The following is a 20,288-nucleotide window of genomic DNA, read 5'->3' on the forward strand; positions in this document are numbered from 1 at the left end:
ATCCAGTCTATTGCGTCCTAGCCACCCATGTCCCCCGAACACACCGCCCAGTCCGCCCTTGCCGCGTTCGACAAAGTCGTCAGCGCTGCGGGCGACTTCCGCAGCCGCCCCGGCCAGCGGTTGATGGCGCAGCGGGTGGCCCAGACCTTCAGCGAAGCCACGCTGGGCAAGATGGAGAACGAAGACGGCGAAGAAAACAAGCCGCTGCGTTCCATCGCCGTGATCCAGGCGGGCACGGGGGTTGGCAAATCACTGGCCTACTGCGCCCCGGCCATCGCCGTGGCCCTGGCGCGCAAGACGCGGGTGCTGATCTCCACCGCCACCGTGGCTTTGCAGGAGCAGCTGGTCACCAAAGACCTGCCCGCGCTGGCCGCGCTGATGGACGAGCCGTTTCGCTTCGGCCTGGCCAAGGGGCGCGGGCGCTATGTGTGCAAGCTCAAGCTGTCGCGCCTGGCCGGGGAGGGTGGGACGGACGACGACGACATGTTTGCCGACGAGCTGGCCGCCGCCAGCTTTGTGCGCCACGACGAAGAAGCCCGCATGCTGCAGTACGCCAGCCTGGCCCGCGATTTGTCGTCCGCCGCCTGGGACGGCGACCGCGACAACCTGGCCCAGCAGCCCGATGCCGACATCTGGCAGCCCATTGCCGCCGAAGCCAGCAGCTGCACCGGCAAGCACTGCCCGGCCTTCAACGGTTGCACCTATTTTGAGAAGCGCAAAGAGCTGGTCGGCGCGCAGGTGATCGTGGCCAACCACGACCTGCTGCTGTCCACCCTGGGCACGCGCACCCTGCCCGAGCTGGACAACTGCCTGCTGATCCTGGACGAAGGCCACCACCTGCCCGCCGTGGCGCTGGACAAGTTCTCCACCGCTATGGACCTGAGCCGCCTGGGCTGGATCGACACCCTGGCCAGCCGCGCCAAGCGCATCGGCAGCCTGATGGGCGTGTCCGAGGTGGCCGACGTGGGCCGCTACGCCTCGCAGCTCAAGCAAACCCTGGAAGACATCGCCAAAACTGTGGCCACGCTGTACGCCGATGCCCTGCGCGAGCCGCCCAGTGCCTTCGGCCCGGCCCGGGTGCGTCTGCCCAAGGGCGAGCTGCCGCCCGAGCTGGTGGAGCCGCTGGGCATGGTCAGCGTGATGGCCGAGAGCTTTTTGGGCGTGCTCAACGACATTGCCAAAGCCCTGCGCACCGAGATGAAGGACGCGCCCAACGAGGCGCGCCGTCTGTCGGTGCTGTATGCGCAACTGGGCATGCTGTCGCCCCGGCTGGAGTCGGTTCACGCCACGGCGCAACTGTTGCTGCAGGAATCCGAGCCGCCCAGGGCCCCGGTGGCCAAATGGTTCACCCTGGCCGAGACCGACGGCCGGGTGCAGATCAAGGCCTGCGCCAGCCCCATCCTACCGGGCTCCACCCTGCGCCACCAGCTCTGGTCCAACGTGCGGGCTGCGGTGGTGACATCGGCCACGCTCACCAGCTGTGGCGAGTTCGATTTCTTCTTGAAAGAGACCGGGTTGATGGACGACGAGGCCACCACCACGCTGGAAGTGGTCAGCCCCTTCGATTACGCCACCCAGGGCCAGTTTGTCACCGTGCAAACCTTGGCCGACCCGCGCAACGCCAGCGCTTTTGTGGCTGAGATGGTGCTGGCACTGGTACGCGACCTGGCCGAGGTGCAGCACGGCGCGCTGTGCCTTTTCACCTCGCGCGACCAGATGCGCCAGGCGGTGCTGGCCCTGCCCGATGCGCTGCGCCCCAAGGTGCTGGTGCAGGGCGACCTGCCGCGCATCCGCCTGATGCAGCAGCACCGCGAACGGGTGGGCGCGGGCGAGGTGTCCATCATCTTCGGCATGCAAAGCTTTGGCGAAGGCCTGGATCTGCCCGGCCAGCTGTGTGAAACCGTGTTTATCGCCAAGCTGCCCTTTGCCTCGCCCGACGACCCGGTGGGCGAGTCCCGCGCTGAATGGCTGCGTGGCGTAGGCCGCGACCCGTTCAGCGAGCTGGTCGTGCCCGCCACCGCCATCAAACTGGCCCAGTGGGCGGGCCGCGCCATCCGCACCGAGACGGACAAATCCTTTGTTTACTGCTACGACCGCCGTTTGAGCGACACCAGCTACGGCCAGCGCCTGCTGCAAGGCCTGCCGCCGTTTGCCCGGCTGCGCAAAGACGCACAAGGGCGCGTGTTGGCGTAAATTACAAAAAAATACCGGAGGAGACACTATGCGTTTTGGACTCATCGCCCACCGCCTGCACCGCCAGGGCTCGGACAGCAGCTTGCTGCGCTGGCTGCAGGCCGCCGAACCGGCAGTGCGTGCCCTGAATCTAGGCTTGCACGCCGTCGGCGGCACCTATGACGCGGTGGAACGCTACGGCTTGCTGGACAACTTTCCGGGGCTGGTGCGCTACCCGAACGGGCATTCGGGTGGCTTGACAAGGCTGGTGTCGCACATCGTGGGTGGCGTGCAGCCGGGGCAGGCGCTGGACGGGGTGATTTTTTTGATCGACCCGGTCGATCCGTCTTCGCTGTTTCCCGAGGCGCAGGCCTTGAAGCGCCAGTGCGTGATCCATGGGAAACCGTTTTTGGCTACCGAAGCGGCCGCGCTGGAGTGGCTGAAGGTGGAAAGCCTGCACGCCGGGCTGGATGCCGCCCAGGCCTCCGGGGCTGCGCTGCTACAGGCCATGCCCGAGCAGGTGGTTGCGCTGATCGCCCACGATGCCCTGAAGACCCAGATGGTGGAGTTTGCAGGCACGCAGTTTGACTTGCTCTCGCGCTTTGCCGAGCGGGTGGCCACCGGCACTACCGGCGGCTTGCTCAATGAAATGGCCTGGAGCCGGGGCTGGCCGGCAGGCACGCCCTGGGTCACACCCTACCGCAGCGGTCCGCTGGGCGGCGACGCGCAAATTGCCGAGCGCGTGCTGGACGGCAGCTGCCACAAGGTGATCTTTTTTGAAGACCCGCACGTGGCCCGCCAGCACGAGGCCGACATCCAACTGATGGAGCGCGCCGTCTGCAGCGCCAGCGAGCGCACCACCTGCATGAACTCCCCGGCGATGGCCTGGCGCTGGGCCGAAGCCTTGGGGCGTGTGGCGGTCTGAACGCGCGAATATTCGCGAATGTCCCCGCTCTTGTGTACGGTTTGAATTAGGCGCATTCTTGATGGGCGGGCATCTGTTGCGCCCCAGGAGTTCACCATGCATCCAGGAATATCTCGTTGCAGTTTGCGTTCTATGGGCGTGGGCTCATGGGCTTTATGGACCCTATTGGCCCTCTGGGGTTTTGCCTGTACCGCCTCGGCGGCAGTGGCCCCCGCAGCTGCGCCCCAGGCCACCATCGATGCCTTGTCCAAAGCCAACGCTGCCGTGGTGGGTGTGCGGGTGAACGTGGAAGAGGGGGCGCTATCCGCCGAAACCCTGGGCCAGCGGCGCAGCGGCTCGGGCGTGGTGATCGGCCCGGACGGCCTGATCCTGACCATCGGCTATCTGATGGTGGAGGCGCAGACCATCGAGATCGTCACCCAAGACCACAAAACCTTGCCCGCACAGGCTGTAGCCTATGACCTGGCGACCGGTTTTGGTTTGATCCGGCCGATTCTGCCGCTGCGTGGTATCCAGCCGGTGCAATTGGGCAGCCTGCAGGAGTTGCGGACCGGCGAACCGCTGATGGCCTCCACCGGCCCGCAACTTGGCGGCGAGGATGCCGATGTGAACATGGTCCAGGTGGTCAGCCAGCGGCCATTTTCTGGCTATTGGGAATACCACATCGACAGTGCCATCTTCACCAGCCCACCCGTCGGTAACCATTCGGGCGCGGCGGTGTTCAACCAGCGCGGTGAGTTGATGGGTATTGGCAGCTTGCTGGTGGGCGATGCTCTGGGCAGCAGCCCGCGCCTGGCGGGCAATATGTTTGTGCCGGTGGATCTGCTCAAACCCATCCTGGCCGAGTTGCAAAAAACCGGCAGCAGCCAGCAAAGCCACCGGCCCTGGGTGGGCTTGACCTCCAGCGAGCAGGCCGGGCGGGTGCAGATTCTGCGGGTCGGCAAAGAAAGCCCGGCTGCGCAGGCGGGCCTGGAGCCCGGTGACGTGGTGCTGGCCGTGGACGGCGCCAAGGTCAGCACGCTAGAGGGCTTTTACAAAAAACTCTGGGACCACGCCCAGGCCGAGGTGGATATCGAGCTCACCGTGCTGCAGGGTGCCGACATCAAGACTATCGTGCTCAAAGCCGTGGACCGCATGAGCACTATGCGCAAACCTACAGGCATTTAAGGCCTCTGGCTCAGGTAGAGTCTACGCAAGTAGCTATCAAATTGGTAGTTTATGCGTGTCGGCGAACTGTCAGTAGGATGCCGCCCATGGCTGCAAACAGGCCGCCGCAGACCCGGTTGATCCAGCGCACGTGCGCGCTGGACGCCAAAAACGGTGCGATGCGTGCCGTGCCCAATGAGCACAGCGTCAGCACCGACATTTCCATCGCCATGAAGGTGGCGGCCAAAATCGCCATTTGCGGGCCCCAGGCGGCGGCCGGGTCCAGAAACTGCGGGAAGAACGCGGCAAAAAACAGCAAGGCCTTGGGGTTGCTGGCTCCTACCATTAGGCCCTGGCCATAGCAGGCACGCAGTGACGGCAGGGCGCTAGCATCGCCGCTGGCGGGGTTGAAGGCCACTGCCGGGCTGCGCCAGGTCTTGATGCCCAGGTAGATCAGGTACGCCGCACCCACCACCTTGAGCACGGTAAACGCTGTCTCGGATGCCGCGAGTACTGCGCCCAGGCCCAGGGCCGACAGCAGCATGATGCCCAGCGCCGCCGTCACGCTGCCCAAGCCCGACACAATGCCGCGCGCCCAGCCGTGCTGCAAGGCGCGGGTGATGCACATCAGCATGGTGGGGCCGGGCGACAGCACCAGCACGGATACGGCGGCCAGATACAGAAGGTAGGTAGACAGTGTCATGGGCAGTGTGGCGTAGTAAGAAGTGGAGCCACATGGTAATCCAGGCTATTTGCGATTTAATCAACGCCGTGGCCAGAACCCCTGAAAACTCGTTGTAGAATACGAGGCTTGTCGGGGCGTAGCGCAGCCTGGTAGCGCATCTGGTTTGGGACCAGAGGGTCGAAGGTTCGAATCCTTTCGCCCCGACCATTGAATGAATCGAAAGTCACAAAGAAGCCACCAAGAGGTATCTCATGGTGGCTTTTTTTCGTCCCTAACGTGAAGAAACTTGCCTGGGCTTGGCTGCTCTGCACCCAGGTCCAGGCAAGTTAGTAAGGAATGAAACACTATGCAATTGATAGCTGCACGCGTAGGTAATACATGCGCCAGAGGCCTATTTGGCTTATTTATTTCAGTGGTGCTGGTGTGGGCATTGCCGGTGTGGGCGCAGGCACCAGACCCGGAGGTCACGCTGGACCAGTTGCGCCAGCAGGTCGAGACCATGCAAAAGGCTCTGGCCAACCCTGACCCGGAGGCGGATTTACTGGCTTGGCGCAGCAGTGCCCTGGCGGCGCAGACGCAGGCCCAAAAGATGGCCGACGATCTGGAGCCCAAGCGCACCAGTGTGCAGGCCCGCCTGGCCGAACTGGGCAAACCACCTACCGATAAAAAAGAAACCCCCGACATCGCCACCCTGCGCAGCCAGCTCGACAAAAGCAGCAATGCGCTGGATGCCCAGGTCAAGCTGGCGGGCCTGGTAGCGGTAGAGGCCGGGCAACTGGCCGACCAGATATCGGTGCAACGCCGTGCACAGTTCCAGACCGAGCTGGGCCACCGCACGGCTTCGATTCTGGCTTCGGCGTTCTGGAGTGAATTGCGCGACAACTACGCAGCCGATGCAGGCCGGTTGGGTGCCCTGGTCGGGGAACTGCTGCAGGCACTGCGCACGGCATCGGTGGGGGTGTGGGTCGGCATGGCTGCCGCTTTGGTGCTGCTGGTGCTGTTGCGCCGCAAAGCCGAAGCCCTGTTGCTGCATGTCGCCACCACCCGCATACCGCATGGCCGTTTGCGGCGTTCGCTGTTTGCCGTGGTGCGCATTGTGTTGTCGGTGCTGGCCTGGGGCCTGGTGGCGGTGATTGTGCGCAGCGGGCTGGAATGGCGTGGCGAGTTGTCCGCTTTGCCGCACGCCTTGCTGGTGCGCAGCTTGGGATTGGCTTGCTTTGGTGGCTATGTGGTGGGCCTGGGGCGTGCGCTGCTGGCGGCCGACAGGCACACCTGGCGTTTGTCGGCTTTGCCCGACGCGGTGGCCACGGGCCTGGCCTGGTTTCCGCTGGTGTTTGCGGTCGTCACCACGGCGGGCTGGCTGGTGGAGCGCCTGTGCGCGCTGGTCAACGCCAGCCTGGCGACTACCGTGGCCTTGAACTGCATTTTGGCCCTGCTGCTGGGCATCAGCATGGTGATTGCCGTGGGCCGGGGCGAGCGTTTGCGCCGTCTGCTGGACCGGGGACCGGATGCCGACCGGGTACCGCCGCGCCCCTTGTGGCTCGCCGTGCTGGCGGCTTTGGTGTGGCTGGTGTTGGTGGGAAGCGTGGTGGCGCTGTTGCTGGGCTATGTGGCGCTGGGCGGCTTCATGGTGCGCCAACTGGCATGGACCGGAATTGTCGCCAGCACCACCTATTTGCTGCTGGTGCTGATCGATGACGTGTGCATGGGCTGGCTGGCCACCAACAATCCGGACAGCATGCCTGCCGGTGTCTGGCGCATGCGCGACCAGGCCGCTGTGCTGGTGTCGGGTGTGGGCCGTGCCCTGGTGGCCTTGGTGGCGCTAACTTCGGTGCTGTCGCCATTTGGTGATGGCCCGCCTGAGTTGCTGAACCGCGCCACCCAGTTCAGCGATGGCCTGGCGATTGGCGAGGTGCAGGTCAAGCCCACGGCGGTGCTGCTGGCGATTGTGGTGCTGGTGGTGGGACTGTCATTGGTGCGTGTGCTCAAGCGTTGGCTGGTAAACCAGTTGCTGCCCACCACCAACCTGGACGCGGGCATGCAAATGTCCACCAGCTCACTGTTTGGTTACGCGGGAGGGGTGCTGGTGGTGGCACTGGCCTTGTCTGCCGTGGGGATTGGGCTGGAGCGGGTGGCATGGGTGGCCAGCGCTTTGTCGGTGGGTATCGGCTTTGGCCTGCAGGCGGTGGTGCAGAATTTTGTATCTGGTCTGATCCTGCTGGCCGAGCGGCCGGTGAAGGTGGGCGACTGGGTGGTGCTAGGCACGGTAGAGGGGGATATCCGCCGCATCAACGTGCGCGCCACCGAGATCCAGATGAGTGACCGCTCCACCGTGATCGTGCCCAACTCCGAGTTCATCACCAAAACCGTGCGCAACATCACCCACGCCAGCCCTTTGGGCCTGGTGCAGATCAAGCTGCCGATGCCGCTAGACACCGATGTGGAGCAGGTGCGGGCCTTGATGCTGTCTGCCTTCCAGGACCACGCCGAGGTGCAAGCCAACCCCGCGCCCAGCGTGGCGCTGGACGGCATTGACGGCGGCAAGCTGGTGTTTAATGCCACCGCCTACGTCGGCTCGCCGCGCATGTCGTACGGCGTGCGCAGCGATGTGCTGTTCGAGGTGCTCAAACGCCTGGGCGAGGCCAAGCTGCCGCTGTCCAACCCGTCCACCATGGTGCTGCGCGAAGTGGTGCCGATGGTGGAAGCCGTGGCAGAGCCGAAAACGCCGATCTCCGCTATCTCTGCGGCCAATCCCTAGGCCGCTAGGGCCTGCAGTAGCTCGGTTTCGATCTCGATCTGGTTACGGTTGTATTGCAGCTCCGGGCCCTGGATCAAAAAGCTGTCTTCCACCCGCTCGCCCAGGGTGGACACCTTGGCCAGTTGCACGCTGAGGTTGTGCTTGGCCAGCACGCGGGCCACCAGGTAGAGCAAACCGGCGCGGTCGCTGGCCGAGATGAACAGCAGCCAGCGCTGGGCTTTTTCATCGGGTCGCAGTTCCACGCGCGGCGCGATGGGGAAGCTCTTGACCCGGCGCGACACCCGGCCGCCCTTGCTGGGCGGGGGCAGCGGGCCCTGGCGGGTCAGCGTCATGTCCAGGTCGTTCTCCACCATGCTGGTGAGTTCGCGGTAGTGCTCGGGCAGCATGGCGGTGACCACCTGGAAGGTGTCCAGCGCGTAGCCGTTGCGGGCGGTGTGCACCTTGGCATCGACGATGCTGAACCCAGCCTGGTCAAAAAAGCCGCAGATGCGGGCGAACAGATCGGGCTGGTCGGGTGTGTAGACCATCACCTGCAGGCCTTCGCCCACCGGTGACAGGCGGGCCCGGACGATGGCTTTGTCGGCCCCATCCAGCGCCGCCGGGGTTTTGGCGATGTGGCGTGACAGCTGGCGGGTGTGCCAGGCGATGTCGGCCGCGTCGTGGCGCATGAAATAGCCCACGTCCAGCGTCTCCCACAGCACCTTGTGCGATTCGAAGGGCTGGGCGTGCAGGGCCAGCATCACCAACGCCTCGCGTTTGCGGGCTTCAATTTCGGCATCCGGGTCGGGCGCGCGGCCCCCTAGCACCCGGATGGTGTAGCGGAACAGGTCTTCCAGCAGCTTGCCTTTCCAGGCGTTCCAGACCTTGGGGCTGGTGCCGCGGATGTCGGCCACCGTCAGCAGGTACAGAGCGGTTAAATAGCGTTCGTTGCCCATGCGCTTGGCAAACGCGGCAATCACGTCGGGGTCGCTCAGGTCGGCCTTTTGGGCTACGCGGCTCATGGTCAGGTGCTCGGTGACCAAAAATTCGATCAACTGGCTGTCTTCGGCGGCTATGTTGTGTTGGGTGCAAAAACGCCGTGCCTCAATGGCACCCAGGTCGGAATGGTCGCCACCCCGGCCTTTGGCAATGTCGTGGAACAGTGCCGCCACGTACAAAATCCAGGGTTTGTCCCAGCCTGCGCCCAGCTGCGAGCAGGCCGGGTATTCGTGCGCATGCTCGGCCATGAAGAAGCGGCGCACATTGCGCAGCACCATCATGATGTGCTGGTCAACCGTGTAGACGTGGAACAGGTCGTGCTGCATCTGCCCGACTATGCGCCGGAACACCCACAGGTAGCGGCCCAGCACCGAGGTGTCGTTCATCAGCCGCAGGGCGTGGGTAATCCCCGAAGGGGCTTGCAAAATCGCCAGAAACGTGGCCCGGTTCACCGGGTCGCTGCGGAACTTGGCGGTCATCAGGCCACGGGCGTTGTACAGCGCCCGCAGCGTGCGGGCCGACAGGCCGTGGATGCCCACCGCCGTCTCGTACAGCAAAAAGGTTTCCAGAATGGCGTGCGGATGGCGGGTGTACAGGTCGTCACTGGCTACCTCGATCATCCCGGCTTTTTCAAAAAATCGTTCGTTGATGGGGCGCAAGGCGTGGGTGGACGGGTTGAGCCGTTCCTCGATGTTCAGCAGCACGATCTGGTTCAACTGGCTCACGGCCTTGGCGGTCCAGTAGTAGCGGCGCATCAGCGCTTCGCTGGAGCGCACCGGCAGGCCGGTATCGTCGTCCGACACCGTGGTGTAGCCAAACGATTCGGCCACGGCGGTCTGCAGGTCGAAGACCAGCCGGTCTTCGCGGCGGCCGGCTGTCAGGTGCAGGCGCGCACGGATCAGGCACAGCAGGCCTTCGTTGCGTTTGAGCTGTTTGGCCTCGTGTGGGGTGGCAATGCCACTGCGCACCAACTCGTCCCAGGTCTTGCCCAGCTTGGCGGCCTTGGCCACCCACAAAATGGTTTGCAGGTCGCGCAGGCCACCGGGTGACTCTTTACAGTTGGGCTCAAGCGAAAACGGCGTGTTTTCAAACTTGTTGTGCCGCTGGCGCATTTCCAGGGTTTTGGCCACGAAAAATGCGCGCGGGTCTAGCGCGTCCGACAGGCGCTTGCGAAACTGGTTGAACAGCTTGGTGTCGCCAGTAACCAGGCGCGATTCGAGCAAAGAGGTTTGTACCGTGACATCTTTGCTGGCTTCGGCCAAGCAGTCGGCAACCGTGCGCACACTGGAGCCGATTTCCAGCCGCGTGTCCCAGCAGCTGCCGATAAAGCTTTCAATGCGGGCCTTGAGCGCGGGGTCGGCCTCGGGCGACACGCCTTCGGGCATCAGTATCAACACGTCAATGTCGGAACTGGGGAACAGCTCGCCGCGGCCAAATCCGCCTACCGCCACCAGCGCAAACGAGGGCGTAAAACCGGCAATCGCCCACAGGCCGCGCAAGATGTCGTCGGTCAGCGTCGAGAGGTTTTGCAGCGTGCTGCGCACACCCCGGGTGCTGGCACCGCTGTCGCGCACCGCTTCGATCAGCAGCGACTTCTCATGCAGGTAGTGGGCCCGCAGTGCGGGGACATCGGTCATCAGGCCCGGGTCGCGCTTCACGCGGAGGCAGTGGCTGGTGCAAGCACTTGCACGGGCACTTGAACCGCCACTTGGACCGGCACAAAGGCGGGCGTGGGAGGGCTACCCGCGGACAGCGTCAGCACTTCGTAGCCGGTTTCCGTGACCAGCACCGTGTGCTCCCACTGGGCCGACAGCGAATGGTCCTTGGTGACGATGGTCCAGCCGTCTTTTTCGGGGCCTTCCTTGATGTCTTTTTTACCCGCATTGATCATCGGCTCGATGGTGAAGGTCATGCCGGGTTTCAGCTTCTCCAATGTGCCAGGGCGGCCATAGTGCAGCACCTGCGGCTCTTCGTGGAAGATGCGGCCGATGCCGTGTCCACAAAACTCGCGCACCACGCTGAAGCCGTTGCTCTCGGCAAAGCGCTGGATGGCGTGGCCGATATCGCCCAGGTGGATGCCGGGCTTAACCATCTTGATGCCGTGCCACATCGCGTCGTAGGTCAATGCCGCCAGCCGTTTGGCCAGAATGCTGCCTTCGCCCGCAATGAACATGCGGCTGGTGTCGCCGTGCCAGCCGTCTTTGATGACAGTCACGTCGATGTTGACGCTGTCGCCCTTTTTCAGCGGCTTGTCGTTGGGAATGCCGTGGCAGACCTGGTGGTTGACCGAGGTGCAAATCGACTTGGGGTAGGGCACATTGCCACCGCCGGTGTAATTTAGCGGGGCCGGAATGCCACCTTGCACCTGGGTGATGTAGTCGTGTGCCAGCCGGTCGAGCTGGTTAGTGGTTACGCCGGGCACCACGTGGGGGGTCAGGTAGTCAAGCACTTCGGAAGCCAGGCGGCCCGCGACGCGCATGCCTGCGATGCCGTCTGCGTCTTTGTAGGTGATGGTCATAGCTCCTAATTATCCTAGATGCCGCGCCGGGTTGCAGCGCCCGCCGCCGCCGCCCGCACAGCCGTTAAAATTCTGCGCTCTAGGGTTTGCCCGTACCAGCCGTCTGCAGGCTGGGCTACCGGGCCACCCAGTCCCCATTTTTCCCCAACCAGGCCGCCACCGTGACCTTGCACATCTCTCTGTTTGAAGGCGGTAACGCCCTTAGCGATTTCCGCGTTCAGCAACTCCTGCCCCGGCTGCAAGCCATCCATGACAAGATTACCGGTGTGGCTGCACGCTTTGTGCACCTGGTGGCCAGCGATGCCGCGCCTGCGGATGCTGCGCGCGCGCAACTGGCGGGATTGCTCACCTATGGCGACCCGTATGCAGGCCCCACCGAAGGCCCGCTGCTGGTGGTCACGCCGCGTTTCGGCACCGTTTCGCCCTGGGCCTCCAAAGCTACTGACATTGCCCACAACTGCGGACTGGCCGTGCGCCGGGTGGAGCGTTTCGTCGAATACCGTTTGACCCTGAAGCAACCGTTATTGCAGCCGCTGCTGGGCAAAACCGTATTAACCGCCGCGCAACTGGCCCAGGTGGCCGATTTGCTGCATGACCGCATGACCGAGAGCGCCATGCTGGACCGCAGCCAGGCCCAAGAGCTGTTCACCGCACTGGAAGCCGGGCCCCTGGCCCAGGTGGACGTATTGGGTGGTGGGCGCGCCGCACTGCTGGCCGCCAACACCGAATTCGGCCTGGCCCTGGCCGAGGATGAGATCGACTACCTGGTCAACGCCTTCACCACGCTGAATCGCAACCCCAGCGACGTGGAACTGATGATGTTCGCCCAGGCCAACAGCGAGCACTGCCGCCACAAAATTTTTAACGCCTATTTCACCATCGACGGCGTAGCCCAAAGCAAGAGCCTGTTCGGCATGATCCGCAACACCCACCAGCTGGCGCCGCAGCACAGCGTGGTGGCGTACTCGGACAACGCTTCTGTCATGGAAGGCGTTGAAATCGAGCGATTTTTAGCCAAATCGGCATCTAGCGTAGACAAAATAAGCGCAAGCAGCTATGAAAAAAGTAGCGCCTTGCACCACGTGCTGATGAAGGTCGAAACCCACAACCACCCCACCGCCATCTCGCCATTCCCCGGCGCGTCCACCGGCGCGGGCGGCGAAATCCGCGACGAGGGTGCTACCGGTCGTGGCTCCAAGCCCAAGGCGGGTCTGACCGGTTTCACGGTGTCCAAGCTTTGGCCGCAAGAGGGCGATGTGTCTATCGGCAAGCCCGAGCACATTGCCAGCCCGCTGAGCATCATGACCGAGGGCCCGCTGGGCGGCGCGGCCTTCAACAATGAATTTGGCCGGCCCAACCTGCTGGGCTACTTCCGCGAATACGAGCAAACCGTCACTTCCGACGTGGACAGCATCCGCCGCGGCTACCACAAGCCCATCATGCTGGCCGGTGGCCTGGGCACCATCGATGCCACGCAAACGCACAAGATCGAATTCCCCGCCGGTTCGCTGCTAATCCAGCTCGGCGGCCCCGGCATGCGTATCGGCATGGGCGGCAGTGCGGCCAGCTCCATGGCCACGGGTGCCAACGCGGCCTCGCTGGACTTTGATTCGGTGCAGCGCGGCAACCCCGAGATCGAGCGCCGGGCGCAGGAAGTCATCAACCAGTGCTGGATGCAAGGCGCGGCCAACCCCATCCTGGCCATCCACGACGTGGGCGCTGGCGGCCTGAGCAATGCCTTCCCCGAGCTGACAAACGACGCAGGCCGGGGCGCGCGCTTCGACCTGCGCGCCGTGCCGCTGGAAGAGAGCGGCATGAGCCCGAAGGAAATCTGGTGCAACGAGAGCCAGGAACGCTACGTGATGGCGATCGCGCCCGAGTCGCTGGCAGCGTTTACCGCGCTGTGCGAGCGGGAGCGCTGCCCGTTCTCGGTGGTGGGTGTGGCTACCGAAGAACGCCAGCTCATCGTGGCGGATGCAGAGGCTCAAAGCCCGGTCGATATGCCCATGAACGTGCTGTTGGGCAAACCGCCCAAGATGCACCGTGACGTGAAGACGGTGGCCCGCCAGTTCGCCCCCGTGGACTTGACCGGCGTGAGCCTGCAAAAAGCCACTATCGATGTGCTGGCCCACCCCACGGTAGCCAGCAAGCGCTTCCTGATCACCATCGGCGACCGCACCGTCGGCGGCATGAGCCACCGCGACCAGATGGTTGGCCCCTGGCAAGTGCCGGTGGCAGACTGTGCCGTGACCCTGGCCGACTACAAGGGCTTTGCCGGTGAAGCCATGGCCCTGGGCGAACGTACGCCACTGGCCGCAGTCAACGCCCCCGCGTCCGGCCGCATGGCGGTGGCCGAGGCCATCACCAACCTGCTGGCCGCACCGTTTGATCTGCCCCGCGTCAAGCTCTCCGCCAACTGGATGGCCGCCTGCGGCGAGCCCGGCGAAGATGCCGCCCTGTACGCCACGGTGAAGGCCGTCGGCATGGAGCTGTGCCCGGCGCTGGGTATCTCCATCCCTGTGGGCAAAGACAGCCTGTCCATGCGCACGCAGTGGACGGAAACGGCAAATCCCTCCGGTAGTGCAGACGACAAAAAGAAGGTCACATCCCCTGTCAGCCTGATCGTCACCGCCTTCGCCACCCTGGCCGATGTGCGCGGCACGCTGACCCCGCAGCTCAACGCCACCGAAGACACCACGCTGATTCTGGTCGACCTGGGCAAGGGCCAGAACCGCATGGGCGGCAGCATCCTGGCGCAAACCCTGAACCAGGTGGGCGATACCGTGCCCGACCTGGACGACCCGCAAGATTTGGTGAACCTGGTCAATGCCGTCAACGCACTGCGCCCCAAGCTGCTGGCCTACCATGACCGCAGCGACGGCGGCCTGTTCGCGGCGGCCTGCGAAATGGCCTTTGCGGGCCACGTTGGCGTGGCGCTGAATGTGGACCTGCTGGTTACCGAGGGCGACGGTATCAGCGACAGCCGCATGGACGTGGGCGACAGCAAAAATTGGGCAGGCCAGGTCGGCCCGCGCCGTGAAGAGCTGACGCTCAAAGCCCTGTTCACCGAGGAGTTGGGCGTGCTGCTGCAAGTGCGCACTGCTGACCGCGATGCCGCCATCCAGACCCTGCGCACGCACGGCCTGGCCAAGCACAGCCATATCGTCGGCAAAACCCGTCCTGCCAGTAGCGCCATCAGCGCAGGCGTGGGCGAAGTGCAGGTCTGGCGCGATGCCAAGGCCGTGTTCAGTGCCAAGCTTGCCGACCTGCACCAGGTGTGGGACAGCGTGAGCTGGAAGATCTGCCAGCAGCGCGACAACCCCGCCGGTGCCGATGCCGAGCACGCCGCCGCCGGGGCACCTGCCGATCCGGGCATGCATGTGTTCTTAGCGCCAAATAGTGCTCTGGCGCAGGTAGTGCCTGGGCAGTCAGCTATTAATACCGTAGCGGCACCTGCCTTGCTGTTGACCCGTCCCAAAGTGGCCGTGCTGCGCGAGCAGGGCGTGAACTCCCACACCGAGATGGCCTATGCCTTCGGTCTGGCGGGTTTCGATGCTTTTGACGTGCACATGACCGACCTGCAAACCGGCCGCGCCCAGCTGCAAGACTTCCAGGCCGTGGTGGCCTGCGGCGGTTTCAGCTACGGCGACACCCTGGGCGCAGGCATAGGCTGGGCGCGCAGCATCACTTTCAACCCGGTGCTGGCGGCGCAGTTCAAAGCCTTCTTCGCCCGCCAAGACACCCTGGCCCTGGGCGTGTGCAACGGCTGCCAGATGTTTGCCGAGCTGGCCGACATCATCCCCGGCGCACAGGCCTGGCCGCGCTTCACCACCAACCGCAGCGAACGCTTTGAAGCCCGCTTGTCGATGGTGGAAGTGCTGGATTCCCCCAGCGTGTTCCTGCAAGGCATGGCCGGTAGCCGCCTGCCGATCGCCGTGGCGCACGGCGAGGGCTTTGCCAACTTCGCCTACCGCGGCGATGCCTCCAAAGCGATCGCTGCCATGCGCTTCGTAGACAACTTCGGTGCCGCCACCGAGGCCTATCCCTTCAACCCGAACGGCAGCGCCGGTGGCCTGACCGCCGTGACCACGGCAGACGGTCGTTTTACCGCCATGATGCCCCACCCCGAGCGCGTGTTCCGCAACATTCAAATGAGCTGGACCAGCGGCGACCAGAGCGACTTCAGCCCCTGGATGCAACTCTGGCACAACGCGCGGCGCTGGTTGGGCTAAAACGCCCAACCTAGCCGGCTCAGGCCTCCAGCCGGAACCGGCTCACTGCCTCGGTCAGTGCATCGGCCTGCTCGCGCAAAGACTCCGACGCGGCGGCGGATTCTTCCACTAAAGCAGAGTTTTGCTGCGTCACCTGGTCCACCTGGCCGACCGACTCGCTGATCTGGGCGATGCTGCTGCTTTGGCCGCTGGCCTGGCTGGACAGGGTGCGGATGATGGTGGTGACCTGCTGCACGCTGCCCACGATGTCGTCCATGGTGGTGCCTGCGCGGGCCACCAGCTTGGCGCCTTCGTCGGCCTTGGCGACCGAGGTGCCGATCAGGGTGCTGATCTCCTTGGCCGCCTGGGCGGAGCGCTGGGCCAGCAGGCGCACCTCGCTGGCCACCACGGCAAAACCACGGCCTTGCTCGCCTGCGCGGGCGGCTTCCACGGCGGCGTTCAGCGCCAGAATGTTGGTCTGGAAGGCGATGCTGTCGATCACGCTGGTGATGTCGGCGATCTTTTTGGAGCTGGCGTTAATCTCTCGCATGGTCACCACCACCTGCGACACCACTTCGCCACCGCGCGTGGCCACTTCGGCGGCCGACTGGGCCATCTGGTTGGCCTGGGCGGCGGCGCTGGCGCTCTCTTGGACATTGCCGGTGAGTTCTGCCATGGCGGCTACGGTTTCTTCCAGGTTGGCGGCGGTGTGCTCGGTGCGGTGGCTCAGGTCCTGGTTGCCTGCAGCGATTTCGGTGCTGGACGCGTGGATGGTGCGGGCCGCCAGTTGTACCTGCGACACCAGTTCACGCAAAAACACCTGCATGCGTCCCATGGCATTGACCAGTTGGCCAATTTCGTCGTTCTGCTGTGCCTGTACCGGCACAAACAAATGGCCCTGGGCGATTTCTTCGGCGATATTGCAAGCCTGGGCCAGCGACCGGGTCAGGCTGCGCACGCTGAAAAAGGTGAGCGGAATCAGCACCAGCAAGGCCAGCACCAGAATGCCCAGCTGGATGCCAGACAACACCAGGGCGCGGTGGTCAATGCCGGCCTGCGATGCCTGCATGTCTTCACGCGAGGTAGTGGCGGCCTGCTGCAGCAAGCTGTCGATGGCATCCACGTGGGATTTTTGCTTTTCGGCATAGGCCCCGCCGACCGAGCCGTCGATCTGCGCCGCTTCGATCTGCGCCAGTACCGGGGACATACCCTCGGTGTAGGCCTTGATTTCGGCCTGCGAGGTGTCAAGCAGCTTCAGGTAAGTGGTGTCGCTGCCCTGGCTGGTGCGTAAATCGACCAGCCCCTTGCCAAATTTTTGCAGCGACTTTTGCCAGGATTCGCGCAATACGGCCACTTCCACGGCATTGTTGAAGCTGATGATGATGTCTTTTTCATTACGGCGCACCTGGGCCAGGGTGATGCGCAGCTCGTTCATGTCGGTCAGGGTCTGCACCTTCTGCTCGACCAGCACCTTCACCGTGCCCCGGGTGGAGTCCAGCGCCCAGTAGCCCAAAAGACCAATAGTGACCAGCAACAGCAATGAAAATGCAGTGCTGAAATACAAGCGAAAGCGGATCGAGAAGCGGTTGAGCGGGTTCATAAGGGGGTCTTGGTTACACGAGAGGTCAAAGGGCAAAGGCTCAGGCTTTTCAGTAAGCAACCATAACAATAACCGTGCCAATCTGTGGGAATCTTCACACGGTAGGGTAAATATTTTCCCTGGCAGGTTATAGCCCTCACGCTCTCCCGAATGGGTAGCAATGGTTACATTTTGATGCAGTATTAGAAGAATGCGCCGGACATCCCCTGCGCTACTACTGGCAGGGGATGGTGCACACCGCCGTGGCGCGGGGCGGTGTAATTTTTAAAAGAAAAAGGCCTTTAGCGCATGTCATATATGCGGTGTTAGCTATTTTTTTAATAGCAAATACAGAGAGCTTACCGGTCTCAGTGTTTGCCCTTCCAGGGCACCAGCCAGCCCTCCAGCAGGCGCATGGCGATCGAGAACCCGAAGGCGCAGGCGGCGATAACGGCAATACCGACAAACACCGCATCGGTCGCCAAGAAATGCGAAGCCGACATCACCATGAAGCCAATGCCGCGCGTCGAGGCGATCAGCTCGGCGGCCACCAGCGTGCCCCAGCCCACGCCCAGCGCAATGCGGATGCCGGTCAAAATCTCGGGCAGGGCCGACGGCAGCACGACTTCGCTGAACAATTGCCATCGGCTGGCACCCAGTGATAGCGCGGCATTCACCCGCTCCTGCGGCAGCGCCCGCACACCCGCCTGGGCCGACAGCACGATGGGCGCAAACATGGCCAGCGTCAGCAGCACGATCTTCGAGGTTTCGCCAATCCCCAGCCAGATCACCATCAGCGGCAGGTAAGCCAGCGGCGGCAACGGCCAGTAGAACTCGATGGGCGTGTCCAGAATGCCCTTGGCCCAGCGGTTCAGCCCCATGGCCAGCCCGGTGGGGATGCCCAGCACCACCGCGATGGCCGCCGCCGACAAAATGCGCAGCAGGCTGGCCGACACATGCTCCCACAGCGTGGCGTTGGCATAGCCGTCGGCCCAGATGGACTGCGCCACCGACAGTACCTCGGCCGGGGTGGGCAGGAACAGGTGTGGCACTACGCCGGTCTGTGCCACCGCCCACCACAGCAGCAGAATTACGGCACCGGTAGCCAGGCTGGTGGGCACGGTGGAATGCGTGCCGAGGCCGAAGCTGCGCATGTGCACCAGGCGTGGCGCAGCTGGATGCGGTGGGGCTGTGGTCTGTGGCGTAGCGCCAAGGGAAGAGGCGGTGAGTTCAGTCATGCGGTGCTGTTTTCCAGGGTGGCTTCTTCCAGCGTTTCAGATTGGTGCACGATGGCGCGGATCTCTTCGCGCAGGTGCGCAAATCTGGGGGATGTCTTGATGGCCCGCGCATCGCCATCGCCGGCATAGGTGCGCACAAAGTCCAGGTCGAAGCGGGCGACGATGCGGCCGGGCCGGGGCGACATCACGATCAGCTCGGTGCCCAAAAACAGCGCCTCTTCGATCGAATGGGTGATGAAAAACACCCGCTTGCCGGTGCGCGACCACACCGACACCAGCAGCTCCTGCATCTGCTCGCGGGTCATGCTGTCGAGCGCGCCAAAAGGCTCGTCCATCAGCAAAATATCGGGGTCAGGTGCCAGTGCCCGGGCCAGACCCACGCGCTGGCGCATACCGCCCGACAGCTCGTAAGGTGCGGCATCGGCAAAGTTCTGCAGGCCCACCAGGCGCAGCAGCTCCTGGGCGCGTTCGCGTCGTTCGCTGCGGCCTATGCCCGCAAATTTCAGGCCCAGGGCCACGTTGTCGATTACCGACTTCCAGGGCAGCAAGGTATCTTTCTGGAACACCACGCCGCGGTCGGCACCGGGACCTTCCACCGGGCGGCCGTCCAGGGTGATGGAGCCGCTGGACACTGGCAAAAAACCGGCCATGGCGTTCAATAACGTGGACTTGCCGCAGCCGGACGTGCCCAGCGCCACAACAAAACCACCTTGGGGAATATCCAGCGAAACGCGGTCCAGGGCCTGCACGGCCCGGCCATCGCGGGCTGCAAAAAATACGCTGGCATTGTCAACTCGCAGCATGGAAAGCTTTCTATCGGGATACAGCGATGCCGCGCCACCGGGTGTCCCGGTTGGCACGGCTTTGCTAGGGTGTGAAGGGGCGTGTGGCTTATTTCTTCAGCGCAACCACGGCCGTGGGGGTCACAAAGGATGCGTAGCTGGGCAGCACTTCGGAGATCTTCTTTTGCTCCTTTAGAAACACCGAGGTTTCCTTCAGGATGCGGGCCACGCCGGATTTTTCGCCACCGCCCAGCCAGGCGTCGGATGCCTGGGTGTTCAGGCTCAGGAGCGACAAGTTTTGTAGCGCAGCCGCCTGGTCGGACGAGGTGCCGCCCAGCAGTTTGGCTAACACCTTGGTGTTGTCGCTGTCCGCCGTCCAGGCCGCCTTGTTGTTGGCAAACGAGCTGGAGTACTTGTCGATCACACCCGAGAAGGACTTGAGGAATTCAGGGTGGTCCTTGGCAAACGCAGCGGTGGCTACCCAGGCGGAGAAGGTCGGTGCGCCCTTGTCGGCCACGTCCTTGGAAGTGACCAGCACCTTGCCGGTCTTTTTCAGCTCGGTCAACGCGGGGTCCCAGACAAAGCCGCCGTCGATATCGCCCCGGTTGAATGCCGCCACAATTTCGGGCTGCGGAATGGCGAAGACCTGCACGTCTTTTTCGGTCAGGCCCTGGCTTTTGATCAAGGCCAGCAACTGGTAGTGGTCGGTCGACACGGGCGCTGCGGCCAGCTTTTTGCCTTTCAGGTCCGCTAAGCTATTAATACCCGAGCCATTGCGCACCACCAGTGCCTCGTCGGTGCCGGAGATGGTGGCCACGTAAAAGGCTTTCACGTCCAGCCCCCGCGAAGTAGCGGCAGCGTAGGGGCTGGAGCCCACGTAGCCGATCTGCACGTCACCCGAAGCGATGGCTGCAAAGATGTCGGCGCCTGAGTTGAAGCGGCGAAAGTCGATCTCAAAACCTGTGGCGCGGGCATAGTCGCCATTGGCGATGCCAACCGACGAGGGCAGTGCATCTGTCTGGTAACCCACCACCACCTTTTTGTCAGCTGCATAGCCGATGCTGGCGGCAGCCAAAGCCATCGCGCCGACCGCTGCGGTGATAAGTAATTTCTTAACGAAAACCATGTATCCAACTCCTTGAAACAGTTCGGCCGCAGCAACTGGCGACCTTGAACGGAATCTTAGAGTTAGATGGGTATGTGAATATAGAACGATACCAACATACGATATTCGAATAATGCGGCTTTGTTAGCTTTTCGGAAAGCCATCGAAATGAGCAGTTAGCGCATGCGCAC

At 63.5% G+C, this 20,288-nt stretch carries 12 protein-coding genes and 1 tRNA gene; 6 read left to right on the top strand and 7 right to left on the bottom strand.

The genetic code is table 11. The features are described 5' to 3' along the window. Nucleotides 1-27 precede the first annotated feature (27 nt). The 3 genes from dinG (at nt 28) to AC097L_RS01420 (ending at nt 4,264) form a co-directional block, all read left to right on the top strand. Nucleotides 28-2,193, top strand: a complete 2,166-nt coding sequence (gene dinG / locus AC097L_RS01410) for an ATP-dependent DNA helicase DinG (RefSeq protein ID WP_479584324.1) — start codon at nt 28-30, stop codon at nt 2,191-2,193. Nucleotides 2,194-2,221: 28 nt separating this feature from the next. Continuing rightward, nucleotides 2,222-3,097, top strand: coding sequence for a methylglyoxal synthase (locus tag AC097L_RS01415; protein WP_479584325.1), 876 nt, complete (start codon nt 2,222-2,224; stop codon nt 3,095-3,097). 96 nt (nt 3,098-3,193) lie between these two features. Continuing rightward, nucleotides 3,194-4,264 (top strand): S1C family serine protease, encoded by a 1,071-nt coding sequence (locus AC097L_RS01420; protein ID WP_479584326.1) that lies wholly within the window; start codon nt 3,194-3,196, stop codon nt 4,262-4,264. Nucleotides 4,265-4,313: 49 nt separating this feature from the next. Here AC097L_RS01420 and AC097L_RS01425 read toward each other — a convergent pair whose 3' ends face one another. After that, on the bottom strand, nt 4,314-4,946 hold the full coding sequence (locus AC097L_RS01425) for a LysE family translocator (protein WP_479584327.1): 633 nt from the start codon (nt 4,944-4,946) through the stop codon (nt 4,314-4,316). A gap of 112 nt (nt 4,947-5,058) precedes the next feature. Here AC097L_RS01425 and AC097L_RS01430 point away from each other — a divergent pair. Both AC097L_RS01430 and AC097L_RS01435 read left to right on the top strand, forming a co-directional pair. Next, nucleotides 5,059-5,135: transfer RNA gene (locus AC097L_RS01430), tRNA-Pro, on the top strand. Nucleotides 5,136-5,274: 139 nt separating this feature from the next. Beyond that, nucleotides 5,275-7,686 (top strand): DUF3772 domain-containing protein, encoded by a 2,412-nt coding sequence (locus AC097L_RS01435; RefSeq protein WP_479584328.1) that lies wholly within the window; start codon nt 5,275-5,277, stop codon nt 7,684-7,686. On the opposite strand, the gene AC097L_RS01440 is transcribed toward AC097L_RS01435, so the two are convergent. Together AC097L_RS01440 and map are read right to left on the bottom strand one after the other, a co-directional pair. After that, complete coding sequence (locus tag AC097L_RS01440; RefSeq protein ID WP_479584454.1) at nt 7,683-10,301, bottom strand: [protein-PII] uridylyltransferase; 2,619 nt, start codon at nt 10,299-10,301, stop codon at nt 7,683-7,685. The genes AC097L_RS01435 and AC097L_RS01440 overlap by 4 nt on opposite strands. 17 nt (nt 10,302-10,318) lie before the next feature. Next, nucleotides 10,319-11,182 carry a type I methionyl aminopeptidase gene (gene map / locus AC097L_RS01445; protein WP_479584329.1) on the bottom strand — a complete coding sequence of 288 codons (864 nt, stop codon included), beginning with the start codon at nt 11,180-11,182 and terminating at the stop codon, nt 10,319-10,321. A 161-nt stretch (nt 11,183-11,343) separates the two neighbouring features. Here map and purL point away from each other — a divergent pair, with 161 nt between their 5' ends. Then, nucleotides 11,344-15,414, top strand: coding sequence for a phosphoribosylformylglycinamidine synthase (purL, locus tag AC097L_RS01450; protein WP_479584330.1), 4,071 nt, complete (start codon nt 11,344-11,346; stop codon nt 15,412-15,414). Between the two features lie 19 nt (nt 15,415-15,433). Here the strand turns inward: purL and AC097L_RS01455 are convergent, their stop codons facing one another. From AC097L_RS01455 to tauA, 4 genes are all read right to left on the bottom strand, one after another. Then, on the bottom strand, nt 15,434-16,993 hold the full coding sequence (locus tag AC097L_RS01455; RefSeq protein WP_479584331.1) for a methyl-accepting chemotaxis protein: 1,560 nt from the start codon (nt 16,991-16,993) through the stop codon (nt 15,434-15,436). 347 nt (nt 16,994-17,340) lie between these two features. Beyond that, nucleotides 17,341-18,126 carry an ABC transporter permease subunit gene (locus AC097L_RS01460; protein WP_479584455.1) on the bottom strand — a complete coding sequence of 262 codons (786 nt, stop codon included), beginning with the start codon at nt 18,124-18,126 and terminating at the stop codon, nt 17,341-17,343. Nucleotides 18,127-18,206: 80 nt separating this feature from the next. After that, nucleotides 18,207-19,013 (bottom strand): taurine ABC transporter ATP-binding protein, encoded by an 807-nt coding sequence (locus AC097L_RS01465; RefSeq protein ID WP_479584332.1) that lies wholly within the window; start codon nt 19,011-19,013, stop codon nt 18,207-18,209. Between the two features lie 88 nt (nt 19,014-19,101). Then, on the bottom strand, nt 19,102-20,118 hold the full coding sequence (gene tauA / locus AC097L_RS01470; protein ID WP_479584333.1) for a taurine ABC transporter substrate-binding protein: 1,017 nt from the start codon (nt 20,116-20,118) through the stop codon (nt 19,102-19,104). Nucleotides 20,119-20,288: the final 170 nt, after the last annotated feature.

Source organism: Rhodoferax sp. RT5P35 (assembly GCF_056521385.1).

Coding starts and splice junctions, on each gene's coding strand:
- dinG (WP_479584324.1), top strand. CDS start 28: ATGTCCCCCGAACACACCGCCCAGTCCGCCCTTGCCGCGTTCGACAAA.
- AC097L_RS01415 (WP_479584325.1), top strand. CDS start 2,222: ATGCGTTTTGGACTCATCGCCCACCGCCTGCACCGCCAGGGCTCGGAC.
- AC097L_RS01420 (WP_479584326.1), top strand. CDS start 3,194: ATGCATCCAGGAATATCTCGTTGCAGTTTGCGTTCTATGGGCGTGGGC.
- AC097L_RS01425 (WP_479584327.1), bottom strand. CDS start 4,946: ATGACACTGTCTACCTACCTTCTGTATCTGGCCGCCGTATCCGTGCTG.
- AC097L_RS01435 (WP_479584328.1), top strand. CDS start 5,275: ATGCAATTGATAGCTGCACGCGTAGGTAATACATGCGCCAGAGGCCTA.
- AC097L_RS01440 (WP_479584454.1), bottom strand. CDS start 10,301: ATGACCGATGTCCCCGCACTGCGGGCCCACTACCTGCATGAGAAGTCG.
- map (WP_479584329.1), bottom strand. CDS start 11,182: ATGACCATCACCTACAAAGACGCAGACGGCATCGCAGGCATGCGCGTC.
- AC097L_RS01455 (WP_479584331.1), bottom strand. CDS start 16,993: ATGAACCCGCTCAACCGCTTCTCGATCCGCTTTCGCTTGTATTTCAGC.
- AC097L_RS01460 (WP_479584455.1), bottom strand. CDS start 18,126: ATGCGCAGCTTCGGCCTCGGCACGCATTCCACCGTGCCCACCAGCCTG.
- AC097L_RS01465 (WP_479584332.1), bottom strand. CDS start 19,013: ATGCTGCGAGTTGACAATGCCAGCGTATTTTTTGCAGCCCGCGATGGC.
- tauA (WP_479584333.1), bottom strand. CDS start 20,118: ATGGTTTTCGTTAAGAAATTACTTATCACCGCAGCGGTCGGCGCGATG.